General features: G+C 61.6%; 20 protein-coding genes and 1 tRNA gene. 9 read left to right on the plus strand and 12 right to left on the minus strand.

Going from position 1 to position 22,614, the window contains the following annotated elements; genetic code table 11:
- Nucleotides 1–117: 117 nt before the first annotated feature.
- The 8 genes from rpoD (at nucleotide 118) to I7X43_RS11520 (ending at nucleotide 10,515) form a co-directional block, all read left to right on the plus strand.
- Nucleotides 118–2,334 carry an RNA polymerase sigma factor RpoD gene (rpoD, locus tag I7X43_RS11485; RefSeq protein ID WP_198101081.1) on the plus strand — a complete coding sequence of 739 codons (2,217 nt, stop codon included), beginning with the start codon at nucleotides 118–120 and terminating at the stop codon, nucleotides 2,332–2,334.
- Between the two features lie 129 nt (nucleotides 2,335–2,463).
- Nucleotides 2,464–3,405 carry an adenylate/guanylate cyclase domain-containing protein gene (locus I7X43_RS11490; protein ID WP_198101082.1) on the plus strand — a complete coding sequence of 314 codons (942 nt, stop codon included), beginning with the start codon at nucleotides 2,464–2,466 and terminating at the stop codon, nucleotides 3,403–3,405.
- A complete protein-coding gene (gene hemH, locus I7X43_RS11495) occupies nucleotides 3,392–4,441 on the plus strand; it encodes a ferrochelatase (protein WP_198101083.1) in 1,050 nt (349 codons plus the stop codon). The genes I7X43_RS11490 and hemH overlap by 14 nt, the downstream gene beginning before the upstream one ends.
- Nucleotides 4,438–4,848 carry an Hsp15 family ribosome-associated heat shock protein gene (locus I7X43_RS11500; protein ID WP_198101084.1) on the plus strand — a complete coding sequence of 137 codons (411 nt, stop codon included), beginning with the start codon at nucleotides 4,438–4,440 and terminating at the stop codon, nucleotides 4,846–4,848. The genes hemH and I7X43_RS11500 overlap by 4 nt, the downstream gene beginning before the upstream one ends.
- 85 nt (nucleotides 4,849–4,933) lie before the next feature.
- Nucleotides 4,934–5,458, plus strand: coding sequence for a nucleotide exchange factor GrpE (gene grpE, locus I7X43_RS11505; protein WP_198101085.1), 525 nt, complete (start codon nucleotides 4,934–4,936; stop codon nucleotides 5,456–5,458).
- A gap of 98 nt (nucleotides 5,459–5,556) precedes the next feature.
- Nucleotides 5,557–7,515, plus strand: a complete 1,959-nt coding sequence (gene dnaK / locus I7X43_RS11510; RefSeq protein WP_198101086.1) for a molecular chaperone DnaK — start codon at nucleotides 5,557–5,559, stop codon at nucleotides 7,513–7,515.
- Between the two features lie 72 nt (nucleotides 7,516–7,587).
- Entirely contained in the window at nucleotides 7,588–8,733 is a 1,146-nt protein-coding gene (gene dnaJ, locus I7X43_RS11515) for a molecular chaperone DnaJ (protein WP_198101087.1), read from the plus strand.
- A 135-nt stretch (nucleotides 8,734–8,868) separates the two neighbouring features.
- Nucleotides 8,869–10,515 (plus strand): response regulator, encoded by a 1,647-nt coding sequence (locus I7X43_RS11520; protein ID WP_198101088.1) that lies wholly within the window; start codon nucleotides 8,869–8,871, stop codon nucleotides 10,513–10,515.
- Here I7X43_RS11520 and I7X43_RS11525 read toward each other — a convergent pair.
- Nucleotides 10,512–11,585, minus strand: a complete 1,074-nt coding sequence (locus I7X43_RS11525; protein ID WP_198101089.1) for a PA0069 family radical SAM protein — start codon at nucleotides 11,583–11,585, stop codon at nucleotides 10,512–10,514. The genes I7X43_RS11520 and I7X43_RS11525 overlap by 4 nt on opposite strands.
- A gap of 562 nt (nucleotides 11,586–12,147) precedes the next feature.
- On the opposite strand from I7X43_RS11525, the gene I7X43_RS11530 reads away from it, so the two are divergent.
- Nucleotides 12,148–12,232 (plus strand) — tRNA-Leu (locus I7X43_RS11530).
- 121 nt (nucleotides 12,233–12,353) lie between these two features.
- On the opposite strand, the gene I7X43_RS11535 is transcribed toward I7X43_RS11530, so the two are convergent.
- The 11 genes from I7X43_RS11535 to I7X43_RS11585 form a co-directional block, all read right to left on the minus strand.
- The gene (locus I7X43_RS11535; RefSeq protein WP_198101090.1) at nucleotides 12,354–12,875 is read right to left on the minus strand and encodes a phosphoribosyltransferase; all 522 of its coding nucleotides are present in this window, start codon (nucleotides 12,873–12,875) and stop codon (nucleotides 12,354–12,356) included.
- A gap of 63 nt (nucleotides 12,876–12,938) precedes the next feature.
- The gene (locus I7X43_RS11540) at nucleotides 12,939–14,276 is read right to left on the minus strand and encodes an adenylosuccinate synthase (RefSeq protein WP_246480366.1); all 1,338 of its coding nucleotides are present in this window, start codon (nucleotides 14,274–14,276) and stop codon (nucleotides 12,939–12,941) included.
- A gap of 48 nt (nucleotides 14,277–14,324) precedes the next feature.
- On the minus strand, nucleotides 14,325–15,482 hold the full coding sequence (locus I7X43_RS11545) for an ATP phosphoribosyltransferase regulatory subunit (protein ID WP_198101091.1): 1,158 nt from the start codon (nucleotides 15,480–15,482) through the stop codon (nucleotides 14,325–14,327).
- 56 nt (nucleotides 15,483–15,538) lie between these two features.
- Nucleotides 15,539–15,724, minus strand: a complete 186-nt coding sequence (locus I7X43_RS11550; protein WP_198101092.1) for a DUF2065 domain-containing protein — start codon at nucleotides 15,722–15,724, stop codon at nucleotides 15,539–15,541.
- A gap of 3 nt (nucleotides 15,725–15,727) precedes the next feature.
- Entirely contained in the window at nucleotides 15,728–16,627 is a 900-nt protein-coding gene (hflC, locus tag I7X43_RS11555; protein WP_198101093.1) for a protease modulator HflC, read from the minus strand.
- 15 nt (nucleotides 16,628–16,642) lie between these two features.
- Nucleotides 16,643–17,872, minus strand: a complete 1,230-nt coding sequence (gene hflK, locus I7X43_RS11560) for an FtsH protease activity modulator HflK (RefSeq protein ID WP_198101094.1) — start codon at nucleotides 17,870–17,872, stop codon at nucleotides 16,643–16,645.
- A gap of 21 nt (nucleotides 17,873–17,893) precedes the next feature.
- Nucleotides 17,894–19,084, minus strand: a complete 1,191-nt coding sequence (gene hflX, locus I7X43_RS11565) for a GTPase HflX (RefSeq protein ID WP_198101095.1) — start codon at nucleotides 19,082–19,084, stop codon at nucleotides 17,894–17,896.
- A gap of 54 nt (nucleotides 19,085–19,138) precedes the next feature.
- Entirely contained in the window at nucleotides 19,139–19,375 is a 237-nt protein-coding gene (hfq, locus tag I7X43_RS11570; RefSeq protein WP_198101096.1) for an RNA chaperone Hfq, read from the minus strand.
- Nucleotides 19,376–19,473: 98 nt separating this feature from the next.
- Complete coding sequence (gene der / locus I7X43_RS11575) at nucleotides 19,474–20,805, minus strand: ribosome biogenesis GTPase Der (RefSeq protein WP_198101097.1); 1,332 nt, start codon at nucleotides 20,803–20,805, stop codon at nucleotides 19,474–19,476.
- A 10-nt stretch (nucleotides 20,806–20,815) separates the two neighbouring features.
- Complete coding sequence (gene bamB, locus I7X43_RS11580; protein ID WP_198101098.1) at nucleotides 20,816–21,943, minus strand: outer membrane protein assembly factor BamB; 1,128 nt, start codon at nucleotides 21,941–21,943, stop codon at nucleotides 20,816–20,818.
- The gene (locus tag I7X43_RS11585) at nucleotides 21,943–22,608 is read right to left on the minus strand and encodes a YfgM family protein (protein WP_198101099.1); all 666 of its coding nucleotides are present in this window, start codon (nucleotides 22,606–22,608) and stop codon (nucleotides 21,943–21,945) included. The genes bamB and I7X43_RS11585 overlap by 1 nt, the downstream gene beginning before the upstream one ends.
- Nucleotides 22,609–22,614: the final 6 nt, after the last annotated feature.

Here is a 22,614-nt window from a genome sequence, read left to right on the forward strand (position 1 = left end):
TCGACGGTAAAATAGAGGGTTTGCTGAGAACAACGTTCGCGGAGTGCAAAAGCCAGGCATGTGAGACCCGGTTGCGCCCCCTTGCGTTCGGCGCCCCATTCGCTCCAAAGGACTTGCATGCCCGCCAAGAAAGCCACCCCCGCCGCGACAGAAGCCAAAAAATCGACCGCCAAGTCGGCGGCCGAAGAGGGTGTGAGCAAGAAGGCCACCAAGGCCGCCAAGACCGAGGTCACGGAAGACAAGCCCAAGCGCGGCCGCAAACCCAAGGCCGCCACCGAATCGCCCAAAGCCGCCAAGAAGCCCGCCGAAGAGGAAGACGAGGACCTGGGCGACATTGAAGCGGAACTGGAGGGCGAAGCCGAACCCGAAGAGGTTGTGGCAGACGAAGTCGGTGAGAGCGAGGAAGAAAAGGCCAAACCGCTGCGCATCAAGGTCAGTCGCGCCAAAGAGCGCGCCCTGATGCGGGAATTCGGCCTGGACGACACCCAACTCACCGAAGAGGAAGTGGCCAAGCGTCGCCACGAACTCAAGACGCTGATCAAGATGGGCAAGACGCGGGGTTTCCTGACGCATCAGGAAATCAACGACCACTTGCCTGAAAAACTGATCAACGAGGAAATCCTCGAAGCCATCGTGTCGATGCTCAACGACATGGGCATCGCCGTGTATGAGCAGGCCCCGGACGCCGCAACCCTGCTGCTGCAGGGCCAGAGCACGGCTGCCGCCTCGGAGGAAGAGGCCGAAGAAGCCGCCGAAGCCGCACTCTCGACCGTGGATTCCGAATTCGGCCGCACGACCGACCCGGTGCGCATGTACATGCGCGAGATGGGCTCCGTGGAACTGCTGACCCGGGAAGGCGAAATCGAAATCGCCAAGCGCATCGAGGGGGGCCTGCAGGCCATGATGCTGGCCATTTCAGCGTCACCCACCACCATCGCCGAGATCTTGTCGCTGACCGAAAAAATCCGCGCGGGCGAATTGCCCATCTCGGACGTGGTGGACGGTTTCGTTTCCGATGACGAAGCCGACGATTACGTCGCGGAAGAAGATTTCGACGAATTCGACGAAGAAGACGATGACGACGGCAATGGCGGCTCCAAGGCCCTGACCAAGAAGCTTGAAGAGCTGAAGAACGCGGCGTTGGTCAAACTGGACAGCTTGTCGGCCAACTTCGACAAGATGCGCAAAGCTTTCGAGAAGGATGGCTACAAGAGTGCCTCCTACACGAAGGCCCAGGAAGCGATCAGCGCCGAAATGATGACGATCCGCTTCACCGTCAAGACCATCGAACGCTTGTGCGACATCCTGCGCTCCCAGGTCGACGATGTGCGCAAGTTCGAGCGCGAAATTCGCCGCATCGTCGTCGACCGCTGTGGCATGCCCCAGGAGCAGTTCATCAAGGCCTTCCCGCCCAACGTACTGAACCTGCAGTGGGCGGTCAAAGAAAGCCAGAGCGGCAAGCCCTACGGCGCCGTGATGGGCCGCAACCTGCCGGCGATTCAGGAACTGCAGCAGAAGCTGATCGACATTCAGTCCAAAGCGGTCGTGCCGCTGGAGGATCTGAAGGAGATCAACAAGCACATGAACGCCGGCGAGCGCGCCAGCCGCGACGCCAAGAAGGAAATGATCGAGGCCAACCTGCGCCTGGTCATCTCCATCGCCAAAAAGTACACCAACCGCGGCCTGCAGTTCCTGGACCTGATCCAGGAAGGCAACATCGGTCTGATGAAGGCGGTCGACAAGTTCGAATACCGCCGCGGCTACAAGTTCTCGACCTACGCGACCTGGTGGATCCGTCAAGCCATCACGCGTTCGATTGCCGATCAGGCCCGCACCATCCGCATCCCGGTTCACATGATCGAAACGATCAACAAGATGAACCGCCTCTCGCGCCAGCATCTGCAGGAGTTCGGCTTCGAGCCGGACGCGCCGACCCTGGCCGAAAAGATGGAGATGCCAGAAGACAAGATCCGCAAGATCATGAAGATCGCCAAAGAGCCGATCTCCATGGAAACGCCGATCGGTGACGATGACGACAGCCACCTGGGCGATTTCATCGAGGACACCAACAACGTGGCCCCGGTGGAAGCTGCGATGCAGGCGGGCCTGCGCGATGTTGTTAAGGACATCCTGGACAGCCTGACGCCCCGCGAGGCCAAGGTGCTGCGCATGCGTTTCGGTATTGAGATGCAAAGCGACCACACGCTGGAAGAGGTCGGCAAGCAGTTCGACGTCACCCGCGAGCGCATCCGCCAGATCGAAGCCAAGGCGATTCGAAAGCTCAAGCACCCCAGCCGCAGCGACAAACTGCGCACCTACCTGGAAAATCTGTAAAGGCAGACCCCGGCGGGTGGACGGAACACCAACGGATCAGCCGGGCCTCGGGCCCGGCTTTTTTGTGCGTCCCCCAATTGTTCAGCCCCTAAACTCGCACCTCTTCGACTCCTTGTCGTCCCTGCGTCAATGACCCAAACCCGCCAGAGCGCAGTTGTCTTTGCCGATCTCCGCGGCAGCACCGCCCTCTTCGAAAGTTTGGGCAATGCAGAAGCCACCACCTTGGTGACCGCGGTCATTGACCGACTCCAGAACGCCATCGAAGGCGCAAAGGGTCGGGTGGTGAAGACGCTGGGCGACGGGCTGATGGCGGTCTGCGAAAAACCCTGCGATGCGCTGAACAGCGCCCAGGCGATGCACGACGCGCTGCTTCATCTGGGGCCGCTCCGCCCCGCCCATGCGCCCAATCGCCTCAAGCTGCAGGTGGCCATGAGTTACGGCGAAATCGTGGAGCTTCAAGGGGATTGCTTCGGCGACGCCGTCAACGTCGCGGCTCGACTTTTGGATCACGCAGGTGACCATGAAACCTTGGTGACCGAGGAATTTGTTGCGGCCCTCGCGGTCGACGACCGGTCGCGCTTTCGCAGTTTGGAGCACATCAATTTGCGCGGCCGAGCGGAGCCGGTTCACGTCCATGTTTTGCGGGGTGTCCAGCAAGCGCTGGATGCGCCACCCACGGAATTTGGGGATGCCCCCTTCCAACCCCAACGCCCCGAGGGCATCCGACTGACATGGCTGGGCAGCGAGCGGTTTTTCGACACCAGCCAGCTTCCCATCGTGCTGGGGCGCAGTGCCGACGCGGCGTTTTGCGTCACAGACACCCGTGTGAGTCGATCCCACGCTCGAATCGATTGGCATGCCGGCAGCTATGTACTCACCGACCTGAGCTTCAACGGCAGCTTCGTTCGCTTCAGTGGTAGTCAAGAAGTGGTGCCGCTGCGCCGCTCGGCCTGCACCCTGCATGGTTCCGGCAGTATTGGCCTGGGTGCCTCCCCCACCGATCTGGCGACCCCGGTGGTTCGCTTCGACGTGTTGCATTTCGCCGATACACAGCCCCATGCAAGGCCCTGATTTGACGAGTCCCCCCGCCCGCCCGCCCCGCGTTGGCCTCTTGCTGTGCAATCTGGGGAGCCCAGATGCCCCTGAACCCCAAGCGGTTCGCCGCTATTTGGCCGAATTTTTGGCCGATCCCCGTGTTGTGGAGATACCGCCCCTGCTGTGGTGGCCCATCCTTCACGGCATTATTTTGCGGGTTCGGCCGGGCAAGAGTGCCGCCAAATACCAGTCAATTTGGATGGCAGAAGGCTCGCCCCTCAAGGTGTACACCGAGCGCCAGGCCAAATACCTGCGGGGCGCACTGGGAGAGCGGGGGTTGGCTGTCAACGTCGAATGGGCCATGCGCTATGGCAACCCCAGCATTGCCGAGGGATTGGAGCGACTGACATCGGCCGGCGCTGAACACGTCTTGGTGTTCAACGCGTACCCACAGTACTGCGCCGCCACCTGTGCCAGCGTGATGGACGCGGTGACCGACTGGCTGCGCAAGCGGCGCGCTCAGCCTGAAATCCGAGTTCTGCAAAGCTATTTTGACCACCCCGCCTACATCCAAGCCCTGGTGAGCAGCGTTCGCGCCCATTGGCAGCGAGAAGGGTCCACAGGCCAACATCTGCTGATGAGCTTTCATGGCATGCCGGAGCGCACCCGGCAGTTGGGCGACCCTTACCACGACCAGTGCCAGGCGACCGCCCGAGCGCTGGCCGCGGCCTTGGACCTGCAGGACGGGGCGTGGAGCGTGGGCTTTCAAAGCCGCTTCGGCCCTGCCAAGTGGCTGGAACCCAGCACCGAGCAGCGCCTCCTGGCCCTGGGCCAGGCCCGCACGGCAACACTGGACGTCATTTGCCCCGGTTTCGCTTCCGACTGCCTGGAAACCCTTGAAGAGATTGCCATGGAGGGCGCTGAGACCTTCCACGCGGCGGGGGGGGGCACCTTGCGGTACATCCCGGCCCTGAACGACAGCGGCGAGTCCCAGCGCCTGCTCGCGACCTTGGCGCAGCAGCATCTACAGGGCTGGCCCACATCCCTCCCCCCCCGCAACCACCCCGCATGAAAGAGCTGCCCGCCGTGTTGCGCCTGGACAAGTGGCTGTGGGCCGCGCGTTTTTTTAAAACCCGCGCCTTGGCCGTTGAAGCCATTGATCGACAACGGGTGCGCGTGAACGACCAACCGGCAAAACCCAGTCGAGACGTTCGGCCCGGTGACCGCATCGCCTTGACGCAGCCGGGCTGGGTTCGTGAAGTCGAAATTCTGGCCCTCTCGCTCACCCGCGGACCCGCCCCCGTGGCGCAGCTGCTGTATCGAGAAACCGAGGCCAGTCTGCGCGCTGCAGCCGAGGCCGCGGAGCGAAGACGGCTGGCGCCGGAGCCCGCCGCCAGCATCGAGCAAGGGCGGCCCACCAAACGAGACCGCCGAGCGCTCCAGGACTGGGATCGCTGGAGCGTCAGTTTGGAAAAATAGGCCCTTGAAATCTTCCGGCGCTGCCCCATCTTTGAAGGCAGCCCCTTCGGCCCCTTGCTGGGCCTTCGTTTTTTCTGAGTCAACGATGAACGCAGACAACCCCACGCCCGAGATGGATTCGGCCGCTTTCGGCGCCTCGACCGAGACCGCAGCGGACCCTGCGCAACAACTGGCCGCGCTGGAGGCCCGCCTCGTCGAGATGAGCGACGCCTACCTCCGCGCCAAAGCGGAAGGCGAGAACATTCGCCGCCGTGCCGATGAAGACAGCGCCAAGGCGCGAAAATTCGCCGTGGAGGCCTTTGCCGAGGCCATGCTGCCCGTGCTGGACAGTCTGGAAGCCGCCATTGCTCGACCCGACGCCACGCCCGAGCAGGTGCTCGAGGGCGTGCACGCCACCCGTCGCCAACTGGTGCAAGCCCTGGAGCGCAACAAGGTCGTGGAAATCAACCCTCCGGCGGGCCACAAGTTTGACCCCCACCAGCACCAGGCCATCTCCATGGTGCCAGCGGATCAAGAGCCCAACACCGTCGTCATGGTGCTGCAAAAAGGCTTTTTGATTGCGGACCGGGTACTGCGACCCGCTTTGGTCACCGTGTCTGCCCCAAAGTAAACAAAAGTCATGCCAAAGGGCTTGAAAAGCCCCACAGCGCACCCAGATATCCCGCAGAACCCCATCTGCACAGAAATTCAGCATTCAAGGAGCATTCCATGGCAAAGATCATCGGCATTGACCTCGGCACGACCAACAGCTGCGTGGCCATCCTCGACGGCAGCAGCACCCGCGTCATCGAAAACGCGGAAGGCGCGCGCACCACCCCGTCCATCATTGCCTACATGGAAGACGGCGAAATTCTGGTGGGCGCCCCCGCCAAGCGCCAGGCCGTGACCAACCCGCGCAACACGCTGTACGCCGTGAAGCGCCTGATCGGCCGCAAGTTCGCTGAGAAGGAAGTGCAGAAGGACATCGACCTGATGCCCTACACCATCGCCGCCGCCGACAACGGCGACGCTTGGGTGGAAGTGCGTGGCAAGAAGATGGCCCCGCCCCAGGTCAGCGCCGAAGTGCTGCGCAAGATGAAAAAAACCGCCGAGGACTTCCTCGGTGAAGAAGTGACCGAGGCAGTGATCACGGTGCCGGCCTACTTCAACGACAGCCAGCGCCAAGCCACCAAAGACGCCGGCCGCATCGCCGGTCTGGAAGTCAAGCGCATCATCAACGAGCCCACCGCGGCGGCCCTGGCCTTCGGCCTGGACAAAGCCGGCAAGGGCGACCGCAAGATCGCGGTGTACGACCTGGGCGGCGGCACGTTTGACATCTCGATCATCGAAATCGCCGACGTCGACGGTGAGAAGCAGTTCGAAGTGCTGTCCACCAACGGCGACACCTTCTTGGGCGGTGAAGACTTCGACCAGCGCATCATCGACTACATCGTTACCGAGTTCAAGAAGGAACAAGGCGTCGACCTGACCAAGGACGTGCTGGCCCTGCAGCGCCTGAAGGAAGCCGCCGAGAAGGCCAAGATCGAGCTGTCCAGTGCCGCCTCGACCGACGTCAACCTGCCCTACATCACGGCCGACGCCTCGGGTCCCAAGCACCTGAACGTCAAGCTGACCCGCGCCAAGCTGGAAAGCCTGGTCGACGAGTTGATCGAACGCACCATCGCCCCCTGCCGCACCGCCATCAAGGATGCCGGCGTCAGCGTGGGTGAGATCGACGACGTGATCCTGGTCGGCGGCATGACCCGCATGCCCAAGGTGCAGGACGCGGTGAAGGCCTTCTTTGGCAAGGAACCGCGCAAGGACGTCAACCCCGACGAAGCCGTGGCCGTCGGCGCTGCGATTCAAGGCTCGGTGCTTTCGGGCGACCGCAAGGACGTGCTGCTGCTGGACGTCACCCCGCTCTCCCTGGGCATCGAAACCCTGGGCGGCGTGATGACCAAGATGATCAAGAAGAACACGACCATCCCGACCAAGTTCAGCCAGACCTTCTCCACCGCCGACGACAACCAACCGGCCGTAACCATCAAGGTCTTTCAAGGCGAGCGCGAGATGGCCTCGGCCAACAAGTCCCTGGGCGAGTTCAACCTGGAAGGCATCCCCGCCGCGCCGCGCGGCGTGCCCCAGATCGAAGTGACCTTCGACATCGACGCCAACGGCATCTTGCACGTCAGCGCAAAGGACAAGGGCACGGGCAAGGAAAACAAGATCACCATCAAGGCCAACTCGGGCCTCTCGGAAGCCGAGATCGAAAAGATGGTGAAGGACGCCGAGCTCAACGCCGCCGAAGACAAGAAGAAGGTCGAACTGGTGCAGGCTCGCAACCAAGGCGACGCCATGGTGCACTCGGTCAAGAAGTCCATGACCGAGTTCGGCGACAAACTGGATGCCGACGAGAAGTCCAAGATCGAAGCCGCCATCAAGGACCTGGAAGACACGCTGAAGGACAGCGAAGACAAGGCCGCCATCGAAGCCAAGACGGAAGCCCTGATGACCGCCAGCCAAAAGCTGGGCGAGAAGGTCTACGAGCAGGCGCAAGCCGCACAGGCCGCTCAGGGTGCCGCCGCCGGTGCCGACTTCCAGCAGGCTCAGGCCAGTGGAGCTTCCGCCAAACCCGCAGACGACAACGTCGTCGACGCCGAGTTCAAGGAAGTCAAGGACAGCAAGTAAGCTGGCCCGGGCCTCTTCGCACAGCCCGGGCGCCCCTGCCCGGGCTTTTGACTTTCAAACCGCTCCCCTGCCATGGCCACCAAGCGCGATTTTTACGAAGTCCTCGGCGTTGCAAAGAACGCGGACGAGGATGCCATCAAGAAGGCCTACCGCAAGCTGGCCATGAAGTACCACCCGGACCGCAACCAGGGTGATGGCGCGAAAGCGGCCGAGGAAAAATTCAAGGAAGTCAAAGAGGCCTACGAGATCCTCAGCGACGGCCAAAAACGCGCCGCATACGACCAGTACGGTCACGCGGGCGTCGACCCCAACATGGGCGGGGGGGGCGGTGGCGGCTTTGGGGGCGCAGGCTTTGCCGATGCGTTTGGCGACATCTTTGGGGACATCTTTGGCGGGGGGCGGCGCGGCGGCGCCAATGGCGGTGGCCAGCGTGTGTACCGCGGAGCCGATCTGTCCTACTCGCTCGAAATCACGTTGGAGGATGCCGCGCGTGGCTCCGACACGCAGATCCGCATTCCCACCTGGGAAAGCTGTGGGACCTGCAATGGCACGGGCGCCAAACCCGGAACCAGCGCCAAGACCTGTGGGCACTGCAATGGCAGCGGCACCGTCCACATGCGACAGGGCTTTTTCTCGATCCAGCAGACCTGCCCGCACTGCCATGGCAGCGGCAAGATCATCCCCGACCCCTGCGGCGCCTGTCATGGGGCGGGCAAGGTCAAAAAGACCAAGACGCTCGAGGTCAAGATCCCCGCGGGCATCAACGAAGGCATGCGCATTCGCTCCACCGGCAATGGGGAGCCCGGCGTCAATGGCGGCCCCCCGGGCGATCTCTACATTGAGATTCACCTCAAGCAACACGACATCTTTGAGCGGGATGGCGACGACCTCCATTGCACCGTCCCGGTGGCCCTGACAACCGCTGCCTTGGGCGGCAACATCGAAGTGCCCACCTTGGGGGGGAAAGCAGAAATTGAGCTTCCCGAAGGCACGCAGCATGGCAAAACCTTCCGCCTCAAAGGCAAGGGCATCAAGGGCCTGCGCGCCAGCTACCCCGGCGACCTGTACTGCCACATCAGCGTCGAAACCCCCGTCAAACTGACCGAGTACCAGCGCAAGCTGCTGAAAGAACTCGACAAGAGCTTCCGGGACGGAGGCGACAAACACTCGCCCAGCAGCAAGAGTTGGGCCGATCGCGTCAAGGATTTGTTCAAGTGAGCGTTACAAATCCTTGCGCCTGCGGTGAATTGACAACGATCCGCTGGCAGTAAAGGGCTTGCCCTCACCCACGATGTGGGCAAGCGGAGCATGATCGGGGGATCGCAATCCGCTCTTCGCCCCCATCGAATGCTCTTGGACAGCACGATTCACAAGGCCAACGCCTTGGTGATCGACGGCAACGCCAACGCCCGCAGCTTGATCACCTCACAACTGCGCGAAGTGGGGGTGGGGTTCGTGCGGTCGGTCACGCGCCTCAAGGATGCGCGCATCGTGCTGGAAAACAGCCCCTTCGATCTGGTCATTTGCGATTACCACTTTGACGGGCACGAAGAGTCCGGCCAGGATCTGTTGGACGAGCTGCGCCGCGAGCAGTTGCTCCCCTATTCCACGGTCTTCATGATGGTGACGGCGGAGGCCTCGTACAGCAAGGTCGCCGAAGCCGCTGAAGCCGCCCTGGATGGCTACTTGGTCAAGCCATACACACTGACCGCGCTCGCCGAACGAATTCAGGCGGCCCGACATCGAAAGCGGGTGCTGAGAACTATTTTTGAAGCAATTGAAGCCCAGGATTTCGAACTCGCTGCAAATCTTTGCCTTGAGCGGTTTCAAAAGCGCTGGGAATTTTGGCTGTTCGCCGCCCGCATTGGCGCCGAATTGCTGCTGCGCTTGCGGCGTCATGAAGAGGCCAAAGAGCTTTATGAGGCCATCATCGCCGCCAAGACCGTGCCCTGGGCCAAGCTGGGGGTGGCGCGCTCGGAATATGCAGCCGGCCAATTGGCGCAAGCCCGCCGCACCGTGGAAAACCTCATCGGCGAGATGCCGGACCATGCCGACAGCTACGACGTGCTCGGGCGCATCCACATGGATCAAGGCGATCTCAAGGCCGCCCTGGAGACGTATCGCACCGCGTCCGAACTCACCCCCGGTTGCTTGCTGCGCATGCAGCGCTCGGGCACCTTGGCGTTTTATATCGGCGAACGTGCCGACGCGCTCAAGATTCTGGAACGCACCGTCGCCTCGGGTTTACGCTCCAAACTCTTCGACCTGTACACACTGGTGCTCTTGGCCCTGATGCGCTACGACAAGCGCGATCACAAAGGGGTTCGGCATGCCCAAGACGCGATGGTTCGGCAACTGGAGCGCGCCTCCGACTCCCGCCGCATGACCCGTTTGCACGAAACCATTCAGGCCTTGATTGCCATGCAAGAAAAGCGCAGCGCCGATGCGCTGGGCCACGCCCGCAGCCTGGCCGCGGAACTCAAGCGGGGGGATGCCGACCTCGAAGCCGCCAGCTTGGTTATCGCCGTGTGGATTCGATTGGCCGCCGCTGATCTGCAACTCACCGAAATGGAAGATGTGTTCCAGAGCTTGGCCATGCGGTATTGCAGTTCCCACGCGTCCACCGGCGTGCTCACCGCCATGGCAGAGAACAACGAGACGACCGTTCAGCTGCTCAAGAGTGCCCACGGCAAGGTGTTCGAAATTGCTGAAACCGCCATGAAGCAGTCGCTGCGCGGCAATGCGCAGGCCTCAGTCGAAATCTTGATCCAACAGGGCGGCCAAACCCGCAACGCAAAACTGATCGACATGGCGGGCTCCGTACTCAAACGACATGCGACCAAGATTGAGACCGCCGAAATCCTGGAAGCGGAAATTGCGGAACTGCAAGAACGCTGGGTCAAGCCCCTGGGCAGCAGCACCACCCGCAATCGCGCCAGTGGGGGCGTTGCCTTGCGCACCGGCGGCGGCCCGGATGAAAAAGCGGCGCCGACGGTCTAAAACAATTCACCCTGCGCAGCCAACCCTGGCGCTCGAAAGCGGCTGAAATCGTAGTCAAACCGCTCTTGACCCAATCCCGAGCGCTGACAGGCCTTCCGAAACCGCTGCGCACGAAACTCCGCCCACACCCCCACGCCCCTCATTCGACTGCCAAAGCGGGCATCGTTGTCTTTGCCTCCGCGCATGTCATTCACTCGCGCCATCACCCGCTCAGCGCGTTCGGGGTAGTGGTTCTGGAGCCATTCGCGGAACAAGGGAGCGACTTCCCAGGGCAGTCGCAAGGGAATGCTGAATGCCGTTTGGGCGCCAGCCTCCCTTGCGGCCGACAGAATTTTTTCCATTTCGGGTTCATTGAGGAAAGGGATGGTCGGTGACACGCTGACGCCAACCGGTACGCCCGCCCGACTGAGGCGTTCTATCAGTTGAAGGCGCCGTGCCGGCGCGGCAGCCCGCGGCTCCAGCCGCCGAGACAACTCGGGATTCAGACTGGTCACGCTGACATAGACCCCAACCAAGCGCTGTGCAGCCAGGGGCGCCAACAAGTCCAGGTCACGCTCGATGCCCGCACCCTTGGTGATGATGGAAAACGGATGACGAGCCGCGCCCAAGACTTCGATCACCGAACGGGTAATCCGAAGTCGACGCTCTACCGGTTGATAGCAGTCGGTGGCCGCCCCCAAGCACAAGCGCTGCGGCCGAAATCGTGGCGTCGAAAGCGCTGCGCGCAACAGTTCGGCCGCATTGACTTTCGCAACCAGACGAGTCTCAAAGTCCAAGCCGGGGGACAAATCCAGGTAGCTGTGCAGAGGCCGCGCGTAGCAATAGATACAGCCGTGCTCGCAGCCGCGGTAGGGGTTGATCGAGAGCTCGAAGCCAATGTCGGGAGAATCGTTACGGGACAGGATGGAGCGCGCATGCTCCTCACGCACTTGGGTGGACGGGGCCGTACCTTCTGCCCCCTCGGCATCCGCAGGCCAGCCGTCGTCCAGTTCCATGCGACGCCAAGCCTCAAAGCGGTGGGGGGGCACCGTCACTGTGCCGCGGCCTTTCACCCGGGGAGTTGGCGGCATCGGGTTCCGCGGCAGAACGGTCCTGGGTTCCTCAGTCGAAATCTCAGTGGCGGGTGGATGTATCCCTCAAAGGTGGCTCTGACGGGGCGACCCAACGCTGCGCGATCCAACCTACGCGCAGCAGGGCCAGGAGGTGACTTCCTAGCGTGTGCCCAGGGGATGACTCGGCCCAAAGCCGGTCCGTCGCGCAAAGGCATTAACTCAGCCACCTTGGCGGCCCCATGGGCCCGCCCAGCGCCGCTGGGGCTGCGGTCATCGGTGATCGCCAAGGCGGCCAAATTCAGGGGCCGAGCACGCCGAACCAACGCTCCCGGAGGGTTGGCCCCGCGTAAAGAGCTGAAACGATTAAGCAAGCGCCGCGTAGCCTGCTCAGCCTGGCCCTGACCACCCTGTGATCGCGAATCACCGTATTTACCGCCGTCCATGGAGATACTGTATCTTTATACAGTTTTTCGTGAAATACCTGGCGCACGATCGAGGTCGTGCGCCAGTTCTTGCTTGATCATCAAAATTCGTGTTAGACTTTTAGTCTTCGCTAACAACCTTTCAGGTTGGCGGCAAGGCCCAGGTGGCGGAATTGGTAGACGCACTAGTTTCAGGTACTAGCGGGTAACTCCGTGGAGGTTCGAGTCCTCTCCTGGGCACCAAACAGAAAGGCCAGCGCAACGCGCTGGCCTTTGTCTTTTTGGCTTCTGAACAAACCATCTTGCGAATCGCCATGAAAAAAGGCCCGCGCAGGGGCCTTTCGCTCAGGAGAAGTGCGCCGCCTCAAATCGAAAGCTTGCGCAGCAGCGCCTCGGGGCGCATGGAATCGTACTCTTCGAACGGCTGATGGATCCAAGGACTGGTCTCGAGCTTCTCGACGTAGTACTCCGGCGTGTAGCACGAAACCCCCTTCACCCAAATCACGGCCGAACGCAGTTCGGTAATGGCGGGCGTTGCACGCAGTCGCTCCACCACTGCCTGGAGGGTGACGCCTGAATCCGCCAAGTCATCAACCAGCAGTACGCGTCCCGCCAGTTCACCCTTGGGCATGGTCACATAGCGGGCAATATCGAGTCGACCCTGAACCGTACCGCCCTCGGCCCGATACGAACTGGTCGACATGATGCCCAGCGGTTTGTCAAACACCCGCGACAGCACATCGCCCGGACGCAAACCACCTCGGGCCAGACAAAGAATCTGGTCGAACTCCCAACCAGAGGCGTGAACTTTCAGCGCCAGTTTTTCAACGAGCAGGTGGTACTCGTCCCACGAAACATACAGGTGCTTGCCATCGTCGGTCAGCATGGGCGGGCTTTCTAAGGAGTTGCTCGGGCAAAGATTCTGAGAACCAAATCGGTGAAGACCGACTTAGGCCTTGTACGGATGGCGCAACACAATCGTGTGTTCGCGGTCGGGGCCAGTCGACACCATGGCAATGGGAACCCCACTGACCGCCTCAATCCGCTTCAAATAGTTCTTGGCGGCCTGCGGCAGACTGTCCCAGGACGTGGCCCCATAGGTACTTTCCTTCCAGCCCGGAAAGGTTTCATAAATGGGTTTGCAGGCCGCAATCTCATCGGGGTCCAAGGGCAGGATATCCAGGCGCTGCCCATTGAGTTCATAGCCCACCGCCATGCACACCTCGTCCAAGCCGTCCAACACATCAAGCTTGGTCAGACACAGGCCCGTGATGCCGTTGATGATCATCGAACGCTTGAGCGCGGCTGCATCCAGCCACCCGCAGCGGCGCGCGCGGCCGGTGACCGTGCCTCGCTCTTGACCCACCACCGAGAGGTGATGACCGACGGTTCCTTCCGTTTCCCACGCCAACTCGGTCGGGAACGGGCCACTTCCCACTCGCGTGGCATAGGCCTTGGTGATGCCCAGCATGTAGTGCAGCATTTGGGGTCCCACCCCTGCACCGGCAGCGGCATTCCCCGCCACACAGTTACTGGACGTCACATAGGGGTACGTTCCGTGATCAATGTCGAGCAAGGTGCCTTGCGCGCCCTCAAAGAGCAAGTTGTCGCCACGCTGATGGGCCTGGTGCAGGGCATAGCCCACATCGGCCAACAGCGGCGTCATCGCCGGCGCCAAGGCCATCGCCTGGGCATACACCGTGTCGAAATCCAGCGGTTCGGCCTTGAGATGCCCCGTGAGCACCATGTTGTGCAAGTCCAGCAAATCCCGCAGCTTGCTCGCCAAACGGTCAGGGTGCTTCAAGTCCTGCAAGCGCAAGGCGCGACGCGCCACTTTGTCCTCATAGGCCGGACCAATGCCCTTGCCCGTGGTGCCAATCTTGCCGCTACCACTGCTTTCACGCAGCGCTTCGCGGGCTTTGTCCACCGCCACATGGAACGGCAGGATCATGGGGCAGTTTTCGCTCACGCGCAGTCTAGACCGAACTTCGACGCCCGCCTTTTCCAGCCGCTCAATTTCGCTAAGCAAATGGGCCGGGTCAACCACCACCCCGTTCCCGATATAACACTGAACACCGTCCCGCATGACGCCGGACGGGATCAATTGCAACGCTGTTTTCACGCCTTTGATGACAAGCGTGTGGCCGGCGTTGTGGCCGCCTTGGAATCGCACCACGCCCTGCGCGTGATCCGTCATCCAATCCACCACCTTGCCCTTGCCTTCATCCCCCCACTGGGTGCCCACCACCACCACGTGGCGACCTGCTGTCGACTGCATTGAATTCATCGCTTGTTCCCGTTGGGCTTCAACAGCCCCATTTGTTCCATGCCCGCTTTAAAGCGGCTGCACTACCCAGGTTCCGCCCTGCGCCACCAACTGTCGGTCACAGGCATATTCCTCGCCTTCGTCCTCATGACCCGGCAAGACGCACACCACCGTTTCGCCGGTCTGACGCAAAGCCCGTACAGCATCTCGCAATGCCGGCGCCTCGCCCCAGGGCGCACGGATCGCCGCCCGCAGCGGCTCCGCCGGCACCGAGTCCACCAGAGCCTTGAGGTCCAGACTGAACCCGACGGCCGGACGGCGGCGCCCAAACGCGGCGCCCACTTCATCGTAGCGACCACCTCGCACCAAGGCCTGATGCTGACCCGCACCATAGGCCGTAAAGCACACGCCGGTGTAGTAGTCGTTGCTCACCAAACTGGTCAGGTCCAAGGCCAGAGCAAGCTGCGGCCGGACCCGCTGCAGATGTTCACACAACCACTGCAGATCGCGCAGCGCCGACTCCAGTTGCGGGCTGGAGGGCAGCAGCGCGCGGGCTTGCGCTAGCACCTCGACCCCGCCTTCCAACTGCAGGAGCCGAACCAAGGCCAATTGACGATCCCCACCCAGCGGAGCGGCGGCCAGTTGCAGCGCTTGCGCATCCCGCACACTCAGGGCGGAACGGATCGCCTCTGCCACCTGCGGCTCCACATCGGCCAACAACGCCTGCAAAGGTCGCGCATCGCCGAGGTCCAACAGGCTGACCGGAGCCCCCACGCGCTCCAGTCCGTCCAGCGCAAGCTCGATCACCTCCAGGTCCGCCTCCAACCCCGCATGGCCATACACCTCCACCCCAAATTGCAGGGGTTCGCGAGTCGCCAAGGGCGTCGCAGGCCGGGTGTGCACCACGGGGCCGCAGTAACACAGGCGCGTGACGCCGCGGCGATTGAGCAGGTGGGCATCAATGCGTGCGACTTGGGGGGTCATATCCGCCCGAACCCCCAACGAGCGTCCAGACAGCTGATCTACCAACTTGAAGGTGCGCAGATTTAGAGCCCGCCCCGGGCCGCTCAACAGCGAGTCCAAATGCTCGAGCAGAGGGGGCGCAACCAGTTCACACCCGTAGGAACGGGCCAAATCCAGCAGTTGACGCCGCAACTCCTCGATGCGTCGAGCCTGTGCCGGCAGCACATCGGCCAGGTGCTCGGGCAGCAACCATGCTGAACTCATGCGAAAAGTGCCAGGGGGTTAAAAACGGCATTCTACGGGTAAGCCCGCAGCGGACTTCAGGCCAGCCACAACAAGGTGAGAAGGCCGGATCCCACACTCAGCAAGCCAACAAAGCGAAGTTGCCCGTCGTTGAACTGAAGCAGACGGGAAAAGACGGCGCGCCACTGCCCCGGGCTGATGAGGGGCATCAGCCCCTCAAAGATCAGCACCATTCCCAGAGCCCACCCCAATGTCTCCCACATGGCTTATTTACGAGTCGCCGGCGCGGAAGGGGCGCCGGGGCCACCACTTCGCATGGCTTTGAAGAACTCGCTGTTGGGGTCCAGCACCATCATGTCGCTGCGCTGCTGGAACGTGCGACGGTAGGCTTCCAGCTGCCGGTAGAACTGGGCAAATGCTGGATCCCGACCGAAGGCATCTGCATACAGGGCCGACGCCTTCGCATCGCCCTCGCCTTTGATGATTTGCGCCTGGCGGTAGGCATCCGCCAGGATGACTTCACGTTGACGATCCGCATCGGCTTTGATGCGCTCAGCCTCTGCTCCGCCAGTCGCGCGCAATTCGTTCGCGACGCGCTTACGCTCCGCCACCATGCGGTTGTATACAGAGTCGGTGATACCGGCCGCGAAGTCGACCCGCTTGATTCGCACGTCAACGATCTCAATCCCGAAGGCCTTGACATCCCCTTCCACACGTTTAGCGACATCGCGCATGACGGCATCCCGCTCCGTGGACAGGACGGCACCCACGGTGCGTTTGGTCACCTCTTCGTTCAGTGCGGCTTGGACGATGGGACTCAGGCGCGATTCGAGCTGCTGAATCACGGGGCCGCTGTTGCGAATGAACTGGCGAGCATCTTTGATCCGCCACTTCACCATCCAATCAATCACAAGACTCTTTTTTTCCGCCGTGAAGACTGGAGGGAAAACGGGGCTGTCCAAGGTCTGTACGCGACGATCCAAATAGGCCACGTTTTGGAACGGCGGGGGCATCTTGAATTTCAGGCCCGGTTCGGTCACCACTTCTTTAATTTCACCCAGCGCGTAAACCACAGCGAACTGCCGCTGGTCCACAATGAACAAGGTCGAGCTCGCCACCATGAAGGCGAGCAGAAGGCCAAAGACCAGAGAGATGATTCGATTCATTGCAGTGTCCTGGGCTCAGCGGCTGTCGCGATCGCGGGTGCGCGTTCCGTCGCGCGACCGAGGGTCATTGGCGGGCGAAGTCGCGGGAACCTCCACCACCGTGGTGGGGGTCGCCGGGTTTGTGCTCGTTGGCGATGCGCCCATTTGGCCCATCAATTTATCGAGCGGCAAGTACAGCAAGTTGGAACCGCTGCGTGCATCCACCATCACTTTGCTCACGTTCGACAGGACGGTCGTCATGGTGTCCGTGTAGAGACGGTCCCGTGTCACCGCAGGCGCCTTCTGGTACTCCGTCAGCACGGCCCGGAAGCGCTGCGCATCACCTTCCGCCATGGCAACGACTTTCGAACGATAGGCCTCAGCCTCTTGCAGCAGGCGGGCCGCGGTCCCTTTGGCCGTGGGAATGACGTTGTTGGCGTAGGCTTCGCCTTCGTTCTTCAAGCGTTCACGATCGGCGCCCGCCTTGAAGGCATCATCAAAAGCGGCTTGCACTTGCTCAGGCGCTTGCACGCTGCCCATGTTGACGCTCACGATGAGCACACCTGCTTTCAAGCGGTCCAATTGAGCCTGAACAGACTTCGCCAAATCGTTGGCGATGGCATCGCGCTGTTCGTAGAGCACCGAATCCATGTTGGACTTGCCCACGATCTCACGCACGGCCGATTCGGCAGCGAGTTGTACAGCCTCGTCAGGCTTGTTGTTTTCAAACAAGAACTCGCGCGCATCCTTCAACCGGTATTGCACCGTGAAGCGGATATCGACGATGTTCTCGTCCTGCGTCAGCATGGAGGAATCACGCAGCCCCGTCGCGGCGCCGACGTTGTTTCGGCCAATTTCGACCGACCTCAATTGCGTCACGTTCAAGATTTCGTGTGCTTGAAACGGATAGGGCAACCGCCACTGAAAGCCGGCCTCCACCGTCTTATCGAACTTGCCGAAGGAGGTAATGACCCCCTGTTGGCCTTCTTGAACAATGAAGAAGCCACTACCCAGCCAACCCAAACCCAAGACCCCCAAGATGAGCCCCAGTCCCGCTCCGGCGGCACGCCCATCACCCGACGAGGGCCCTTTGGGGCCGCCCGAGTCGCCGCTGGAACCGGGAACCAAGAGCCCCAGCTTGCGCTTGAAATCACGCCAAAGCTCGTCCAAATCTGGAGGGCCGTCTTGCTGCGCCCACAGCCCGCTCAGGCGGCTGCGGAATCGTGCCCAGGGCGAGCTGGGGTTCAACGGAGAAGGTGCACTCATTCGGTCCTCAATACTCAAACGTCAGGCCAAAGATGGGGGCGATGCAACTGGCATCAAGAGCAAAGGGGCTGTTTCCACGGGCAAAGTCGCCAAGGGATCCTCTCCCCGAGCGACAGCTGCCACAGCATGGCGGAGCTCAGAGATCCCTTCGCCACTGTAGGCGCTTACAAACACCCTTAGAACGCGGCGGCCATCGGGACGCTGCACAGCATCAACCATCGCACGTGGACGAGCCGCCGGTTCCAAACGATCGATCTTGTTGAACACCACGATTTGCGGGGTATCCGCGCAGTCAATTTCCGACAGCACGGTCTCCACGTCCTCCCATTGCTCCAGCAGCACGGGCGACGCGCAATCCACCACATGCAGCAACAGGTTCGCATCCGCCGCCTCCTGCAGAGTCGCCTTAAAGGCTTCGACCAACTTGTGCGGCAGATCTCGAATGAACCCGACGGTATCGGACAGGAGTGCTTGGGGGGTGTCGGATCCCAAATACAGCGTGCGTGTGGTGGTGTCCAGGGTCGCGAACAACTGATCGGCCGCGTAGCTCCCCGCCTTGGTCAGGGCATTAAACAGGGTCGATTTCCCGGCATTGGTATAGCCCACCAACGACACGCGCAATTGGCCTCCGCGGGCCCGCGCCTTGCGCTGGGTGTTGCGCTGCTTCTCGACCTTGGCCAATCGGGCTTTGAGTTGCTTGATGCGATCGTCAATCATTCGACGATCCAACTCCATCTGCCGCTCGCCCGGGCCGCCTCGTGTGCCAATCCCGCCGCGCTGCCGCTCCAAATGACTCCACCGACGCACCAACCGCGTCGCCAGGTACTGCAACTGCGCCAACTCGACCTGCAATTTGCCCTCGTGGCTGCGAGCCCGCTGGGCAAAGATTTCCAAAATCAACGCGGTACGGTCCGCAACGGGTACACCCAGATGTGACTCCAGATTGCGCTGCTGAATGGGCGACAGGGCTTGATCGAAGAGCACCGCCTCCGCGCGCTCGCCGATCACCAGCGCTTTGATTTCGTCTGCTTTGCCGCTGCCCACAAAGAGCGCGGCATCAGGGGCCTTGCGCCGGGCAATAACTCGCGCCACCGCCACGTCACCGGCAGTGGAGGCGAGCAACGCCAACTCATCGAGGGTATCGTCAAAGTCGGGATCGCGACCCACATCGACCCCTACCAGCACCACGCGGGCAGGTTCGTTAGAGCTCATAGCGCCTGTCAACCAGCTTCGCCCTCAGGCGCAGCTCCAAACAGCAATCGACGATCAATGGTCAGCGTCAGCGGCTTGAAAGCTCACAGCCCGCCCAGGCACCACGGTCGAAATGGCATGCTTGTAGACCATCTGTGTCACGGTATTGCGCAGCAACACCACGTATTGGTCGAACGATTCAATTTGGCCCTGCAATTTGATGCCATTGACCAAATAAATGGACACCGGCACGTGCTCTTTGCGCAGCAGGTTCAAAAAGGGATCTTGCAGCAGTTGGCCTTTATTGCTCACGATATGCTCCGTGTTGGTTGTGGTGGGCACTGGCGCGGACCTTATCACAGGCGCCCGACCGTGCCGAAGGTCAAGAAAGATTCCTTGACCCGAAAGGGTTAATCGCGATCGAAGGGGTTGTCGCCGCTGCGCATTTCAATGCGCATCGGTGTGCCCACCAAGCCAAAGTGAGCCCGGATTCGCCCCTCCAGATAGCGCTTGTAGGACTCGCTCACATGCTCGAGGGAATTGCCGTGGACGACCACAATCGGCGGATTCATTCCGCCCTGGTGGGCATACCGCAGCTTGGGGCGGAACGCCCCAACGCGCTGGGGCTGTTGATGCTGCACGGCGTCTTGAACAAGGCGCGTTAGCACCGGCGTACTCATCTTCTTGAAGGCCGAGGCATGCGCCTCCCCCAACGCCTTCCAGAGCGGGCCCAAGCCTTGCCGTTTAAGCGCCGAGATGTTCACCATGGGCGCAAACTTCAAAAACGACAGGCGGGCCTCGATGGAACGCTCCAGCATTTGTCGCTGGTAACTGTCAATCGCGTCCCACTTGTTGATGGCAATCACCACGGCCCGCCCACTTTCCAGAACATAACCGGCAATGTGTGCGTCTTGGTCCGACACGCCCTGTGTGGCATCAATCAAGAGCAACACCACATGGGCATCCGCGATGGCCTGCAGCGTCTTTACGACGGAAAATTTTTCAATAGCCTGAAAGACTTTGCCTTTGCGACGTAGGCCCGCGGTATCGATGAGCTCGAACTTTCGTCCGTCGCGTTCAAAGGGCACGCTGATGGCGTCGCGGGTGGTGCCGGGCATGTCAAACGCAACCAAGCGCTCTTCGCCCAGCCACGCGTTGATGAGGGTACTCTTCCCAACGTTGGGGCGCCCAGCAACGGCCAACCGGATCGGGCGATCGGCTTCGGGGGTTTCGTCCTCGTCCTCAGCTTCTTCAAAACCCTCGAGCGCCAACTCGATGAGGCTTCGAATGCCCTGACCATGCGCTGCGGACACCGGGATGGGCTCACCCATGCCCAATTCGTAAAACTCTGCCAAGGCAGGCGCGTCGCGCATGCCTTCGGCTTTGTTAACCGCCAGCAGCACTTTCTTACCCGTGGTGCGTAGGTAGCTGGCAATGTCATGGTCCTGCGCAGATAGACCCGCTCGAACGTCCACAACAAAGATCACCGCATCCGCTTCAGCCACCGCTTGACGCGTCTGCTTGGCCATCTCTTTGATGATGCCGGTTTCCGCGGTGGGCTCAAAACCACCCGTGTCAATCACGATGTATTCGCGCTTGCCCATGCGGCCATCGCCGTAGTGGCGATCGCGCGTCAGACCAGCAAAGTCCGCCACGATGGCGTCTCGCGTCTTGGTGCAGCGGTTGAACAGCGTGGACTTGCCCACATTCGGGCGGCCCACGAGGGCAATAACGGGTTTCATGCGGTCCCGATCACTCCGGCCGGAGCGCGTACACGCCACCGTTTTTCGCCACCGCAAGCAGGGTCGTTCCCGACCGCACAATGGGGGTCACCAAGGGTCCACCGCCAGTGGCAACCCGCAGTTGCGCTTTGCCCGTGTCACGTGCCAGGAAGTGCACCTGCCCTTCGAAGTCGCCAAACACCACCACCGCACCAGCCAACACCGGAGCGGTCAAGCGTCGGAGCTGATAGTCCTCGCTGGTCCAGAGCGTTTCACCGTTTTCGGTGCGCCAGGCGGTCAGACGGTCGCTGGCATCAAACCCGATCACCGCACGGTCATCAGCGGTCACCCCCAAGTTACCAGCACTGGGACGGCTCCAAACCAAGCTGCCGCGCTGGGCATTGACACACCCCACCGCTGCCTGAAAGGCACGAGCGCACAGCACGTCCCCCTGACGCGCCACCGGCCCCACCAAATCAGCCAGTCGCTCGACTTCATTGGTTCCGCGAGGAGAGGCCACGTTCGCTTCCCAGCGCAAGGTCCCTCGAAGCGGGTCCACCCCCGCCATCCGGGCGCCTTGCCCCACGATCAGGGTGTCCTTGAACGCAGCCAAAACCCCAGGCTGTGCCAGCAGTAGCGCATCGCCGGGACGCTTCAGTTCCCACAAGCGGCGGCCATCCAGCGCATCAAATCCATGCACGACACGATCCACCCCCTGGACAAACACCCGCTCGCCCGCCACCAAGGGGGCTGTCGCAACGGCTGAGGTCAGGCGCTTACGCCAAAGCACACGGCCCGCGTCCATGACCACAAGATCCAAATCTCGGGTGACCACCGCCGCAAAACGACCATCGCTGCCAACGCCCGCGGCCACCTTGCCGCCGACATCGCCCTGCCACAGAACCGCCCCATCTTGCGAGCGGAACGCCCGCACCTGACCGCTGGCATCTGCCACCACAAACCGGTCCGTGGTTGCCGCCACACTCAAGGGGAAATCCACGTCCCCCACCTTGGCCGACCAAACCACCCGCCCCGCGATGGTGGGCGTCACTGCCTGCAAAGCAGCCGGTTTGGGCGCATCACTGCCGAACCATGAGCAACCTGCCAGCGCCGTCGTGACGATGGCTGCGGCGGCCAACCGCTGAGAAATCCTCGTCATCAACGTTTCTCCGATTTCTGCAAGGTGCTGGGGTCCACAGCCAGCGCCATCAACTTGGCCTCCACCAATCGGCGATAGCCTTGATCTTCAGCCAACCCCTGGAAGGCTTTGGAATACTGGCTGCGGGCTTCGTCCAGCTTGCCTTGAAGCTGAGCCACGTCACCGCGCTTGTCCGCTGCCAGGGCCGCGAAGGCGTCTGACTTCACCTTGTCCAGGGCGGCCAGCGCCGGCTCAAAGCGCTTCGCTTCCAGATGCAACCCGGCCAATCGCAGGGCCGCCAATTCACCCAACGCATCGGGTTGGGCTTTTTGAATCGCCCATTCCAGCACCGGGATCGCTGCGTCCGACTTCCCGGCCTCCTGCAATGATTGAGCGGTCAAGAGAGCACCGTGCCCGGCATAGGTCGTGCGCGGCAACTTGTCCTGCATTTGCTGCCACAAGCGCAAGGCCTTGTCAGCATCCTTGGCCTCATGGGCGCGCTCGATTTCGTCATAGAGCACGCTGCCTTTGAGGCCCTGTTCGCGCTGCCACCAATTCCATCCGTTGACACCCGCAAAGGCCAATAGGGCCAAAGTCACCAGGGTGGTGATCAGGTTGCCCCACTTGGCCCAAAAGGCTTTGAGATTGTCGAGTTGTTCTTGTTCTTCGAGATCGAAAGTCGCCATGGCATC

It is taken from the genome of Inhella gelatinilytica, assembly GCF_016093295.1.
In the GTDB taxonomy this organism is placed as follows: Bacteria; Pseudomonadota; Gammaproteobacteria; order Burkholderiales; family Burkholderiaceae_C; genus Inhella; species Inhella gelatinilytica.